This is a genomic window from Cuspidothrix issatschenkoi CHARLIE-1 (genome assembly GCF_002934005.1).
GTDB classification, from domain to species: Bacteria; Cyanobacteriota; Cyanobacteriia; order Cyanobacteriales; family Nostocaceae; genus Cuspidothrix; species Cuspidothrix issatschenkoi.
The window spans coordinates 1-3528 of sequence record NZ_PGEM01000045.1 but is presented as its reverse complement, the minus strand read 5'-3'; the positions used below and the strand labels follow the sequence as shown (position 1 = coordinate 3528).

Genomic DNA, 3528 nt, shown 5'->3' with positions numbered 1-3528 from the left:
ACAACTTTTTCAGCAAGCCCTAATTAAGCTGGGAATTTGGGGATGTTTACCTAATTCTATTAATTGCTGTACTTGATGTTGAAAATTTTCAGGTGTTTGGGTGGAAGATAGGAATTTTTGGATCACACAAGGAAGGGGAGGAAATTGACTTTCATTTACAGCTAGGAAAGTTTGATAAAGTTGCCCTGTGGCGATCGCCTTGATGATACGATAATGTTCTTTAATTAGCACAGTGTATAGTTTAGCTAGAAATTTTCTACCAAACGTCCACAAATTGAACTCAACGTCTCTTGACTACATACCGGACTGCGTGGTGCTGGTAATTCCGTATTAGGCCAGCCAGATAAATTACTACAGGGACACAATAATGCTGGCATTCCGATATTTTTTAAGGCTATAGGCATGGAACAACGACCACAAGGGAGCATTTCCCATGCAGGTGTTAGTAATTCGTTGATCGTTTCCTGTGTTCCATCTAGATAACAGTCACCTGTTGCCGGATCGAGGATTTTTAGCCAGCACTTTTCAAACTCTTGGCTATAGCGATCGCCTTGGATGATAGTTTTAGGTAAAAAGCTTACCTTCCCATTTACAGCTATAACCTTCTTCCCTAACTGAAACCAGTAGGCAAGATAATTCTTAACTTCATTTTTGGTTGCCATGCACCCATTTTAGATGTCAATTCAGTAATTTTAGGGATGCAATCTTTAAATTTGCATTAAGATTGAGACGATGGTAAAGGTACACCTAATATACTCAGGTTGAGAGCATAGCCACCTGTAACTAAATAGACAGGGTGGCAAATAGTCCCTAATTGTCGAACTAAAGAGCCGAGGCGATCGCGGAATTTACGCCCTATCGGATAAGCTGGAACTACACCCCATCCCGTTTCTTCCGCCACAAATATCACATCAGCCGCAACTAAAGGTAATATTTCTAACAAATCTGACACAGTATTCTCCCAATCCAAATCATCATTTTCCAGAAAATTCGCCACCCAAGTTCCCAAAGAATCAACTAACAAGCAAATATTAGGCTGTGATTGTGCTAAGGTAGCAGTCAGTTCCATCGGCACAGATAAAGTGATCCAATCTTGAGGCCGTCTTTGTTGATGTTTTTCAATCCGTTGTTGCCATTCTGGATCATCGGGATTTTGTATGGCTGTAGCCACATAAACGACAATTTTACCGGAATTTATCGCTAGATCTTCCGCCCATTCGCTTTTACCAGACCGGGCTGCACCAGTCACCAAAATTACTTGACTCATTATTTCATAATATAATATTTAAACAGAAAGAATACTTGAGTTCAACAAACTATAGCAGGAGGAAATGCCTGATCCTTTGCGATTTTTAAGTTTCAGTTCCTATCTTGTTCAAGTGCATACCGCTATATTTCTACAGGGAAGTCATCTACATTTACCAATAACCGCAGCCATGTAATCTCTAATCTATAAATTCTTTCTTGATCAATACCATAAACCTTAGGATATTCGTATGAAAGCAGGGTTAAAACGGATCGAAGCAACGCTACATGATTTAGACAGTCGTAATGATGATGTCACCACAGAAGCAGGTGAAGAGACAAAACGATCTTTCTCCTTTCGTATTAGCATCCGTTCCCATGAGTATCGGGAAAATTCCCCAGCTACAGCACAAACCCCTCATAGCAAATCAGAACCAGAACAAGCCTGTCAAGATTCACAGAATAATTTATTTCCTCACCACGATTCTGTACAAGCATTTCCGGCTAAAGAAAATGGTGAAAAATTTCCCACACTGCCAAAATTTAAAACTCCTAGTTTCAGCAATCATCGTCATGTAGCTAACCCAGCCCTAGCGATGAGTATGTTACAAGAAATTCAAGAAAAAGTGGCTAGTTGGCAAAGAGAACTACAAAAAATTGTACAGCAGATTCAGGATCTTTATTTGGAAGGGCCAATTATTAATGGTTGGTTAGAATCAAACCTACAAGAACCAGAAATACCGGGAACAGCTACATTACGCCATGCAGAAGTTGAACAGTTGATGAACTATGTAGAAGAAATTTGTGCTAGTGGTGGCAAAGAATTTTCTCAACCTCTGCATACAGACTACCGACTATGTGGGGTGGATAGAGCCGGACAAGTGTGGTCACGTCCCTGCCCCGTTGAACAAGTTCCTAGCGTGAGTATAGCGATCGCTCGTCACCAAAAATTACGCCAATTCCTAACCAGACAACAGGATCTAGAAAACCGCTTGAGTCAACTAGCAGAAACTTTAGTGATGCTACATAGTTATATTCAACAAAGTTAACAGCAGGAGTTCAGAAGGCAGGAGGCAAGAGGTAGTAGTATGGCTAACGCCACGGTGACAGTAAAGAGGAAATAGGGAATAGAAATCAGGACTTACGCAAAATATCTCTCAAACCCACATTTTTCTATGACTATGCTACGATTAAACTACATTATGAAACTTAAGCAATAAAAACTATGCGACTCAAACGCTGGGAATCCCCCCGCAAACAGGGAAGAAACGATAAAGGCCGAGGTGGTTCGGCCAGAAAACGGCAACTGAAGAAACAAAGACAGATGCTCAGACAGAAACTCAAAGAAAATCAAAAGCTCAATGATCAGCACAATAATAACCAGGGGGGAAGTCCAACTTCTCCCTATTTTTTTATCCACATTCCTAAAAATTTTTTGAAAAAACACTTGACTAATTCCAGATCAGACTGCTATATTATTTAAAGTAAATCCATTGGGGCGTAGCCAAGTGGTAAGGCAGTGGGTTTTGGTCCCGCCATCCCTAGGTTCGAATCCTAGCGCCCCAGTTATATAAAAGACAGGTTGTTAAGCTGCATCCTTAATTTCCATCATCTAAATTTGGAAAGAGTTATTTTAGATGAGTCTCTGAACAAAATTAATTAATGGCACATTTTTTGGTTCTTCCGTACCTGTTATGCCAAATATGAGTTACTTTATGTCAAATTAACCGATGAATTCAGGTAAAATCCTTGCCATATCAGGATTTTGGGCTGTGGCAAAATAATTTAGTATAAGAAGTACGGAAGAGCCAGAAATTTTAGGCAAGTTTAATTTAATTAGTATTGTTGGCAATGAAATTTATGATTCTCCTCAGATATTGACACCATAGAGAAGGAGTTAGGAGTATGGCTAAGGCCACACTGGACTATCAGGAGGAAATTTTTCCCAGGTTTCAATACCTAACCTCCTGGTTCACAGAATTGTCAGACTAGAATGGTAGACGCTTGTGATCAAAAAATCGGCGTCAACCACCCATCACTTCCCTTCGGGTAAGTGAGGGCTTGTAAAAGCCTAGTTGGACTGAGTTCTTAACCGAACTACGTTAGAGGCAAGAGTTAAAGACCTACCAGGGGATGCGTAGCTAGTTCCCTGCTCTAGAACTTAAAAGTTAAACAGGCTTAAGGGTTAAACCAGTGCTTTTAAGATAGTTACCGATCTCTAACATTGTCAAAGCTAACATTACCCCAGAAATGGGAGGCTCTTCGGAGCAAAATATTCTGTCC

Annotated in this window: 5 protein-coding genes and 1 tRNA gene; 3 read left to right on the top strand and 3 right to left on the bottom strand. The window is 40.3% G+C overall.

The annotated features are described in order from the left end of the window. Positions 1–9: 9 nt before the first annotated feature. Genes CUN59_RS07435 through cobU form a run of 3 tightly spaced genes read right to left on the bottom strand, consistent with a single transcriptional unit; the run spans position 10 to position 1267 of the window. Positions 10–231, bottom strand: a complete 222-nt coding sequence (locus tag CUN59_RS07435; protein WP_104387248.1) for a hypothetical protein — start codon at positions 229–231, stop codon at positions 10–12. Positions 232–245: 14 nt separating this feature from the next. Then, a complete protein-coding gene (locus tag CUN59_RS07430; RefSeq protein ID WP_104387247.1) occupies positions 246–662 on the bottom strand; it encodes a hypothetical protein in 417 nt (138 codons plus the stop codon). 56 nt (positions 663–718) lie between these two features. Beyond that, positions 719–1267, bottom strand: coding sequence for a bifunctional adenosylcobinamide kinase/adenosylcobinamide-phosphate guanylyltransferase (gene cobU / locus CUN59_RS07425; protein WP_104387246.1), 549 nt, complete (start codon positions 1265–1267; stop codon positions 719–721). A gap of 229 nt (positions 1268–1496) precedes the next feature. Here cobU and CUN59_RS07420 point away from each other — a divergent pair, with 229 nt between their 5' ends. The 3 genes from CUN59_RS07420 (at position 1497) to CUN59_RS07410 (ending at position 2811) form a co-directional block, all read left to right on the top strand. Next, positions 1497–2294: a hypothetical protein gene (locus tag CUN59_RS07420; RefSeq protein WP_104387245.1), complete on the top strand. Its 798-nt coding sequence runs from the start codon at positions 1497–1499 to the stop codon at positions 2292–2294. 176 nt (positions 2295–2470) lie between these two features. After that, positions 2471–2728 carry a hypothetical protein gene (locus CUN59_RS21675; protein WP_104387244.1) on the top strand — a complete coding sequence of 86 codons (258 nt, stop codon included), beginning with the start codon at positions 2471–2473 and terminating at the stop codon, positions 2726–2728. Between the two features lie 11 nt (positions 2729–2739). Then, positions 2740–2811: transfer RNA gene (locus CUN59_RS07410), tRNA-Gln, on the top strand. Positions 2812–3528 lie beyond the last annotated feature (717 nt).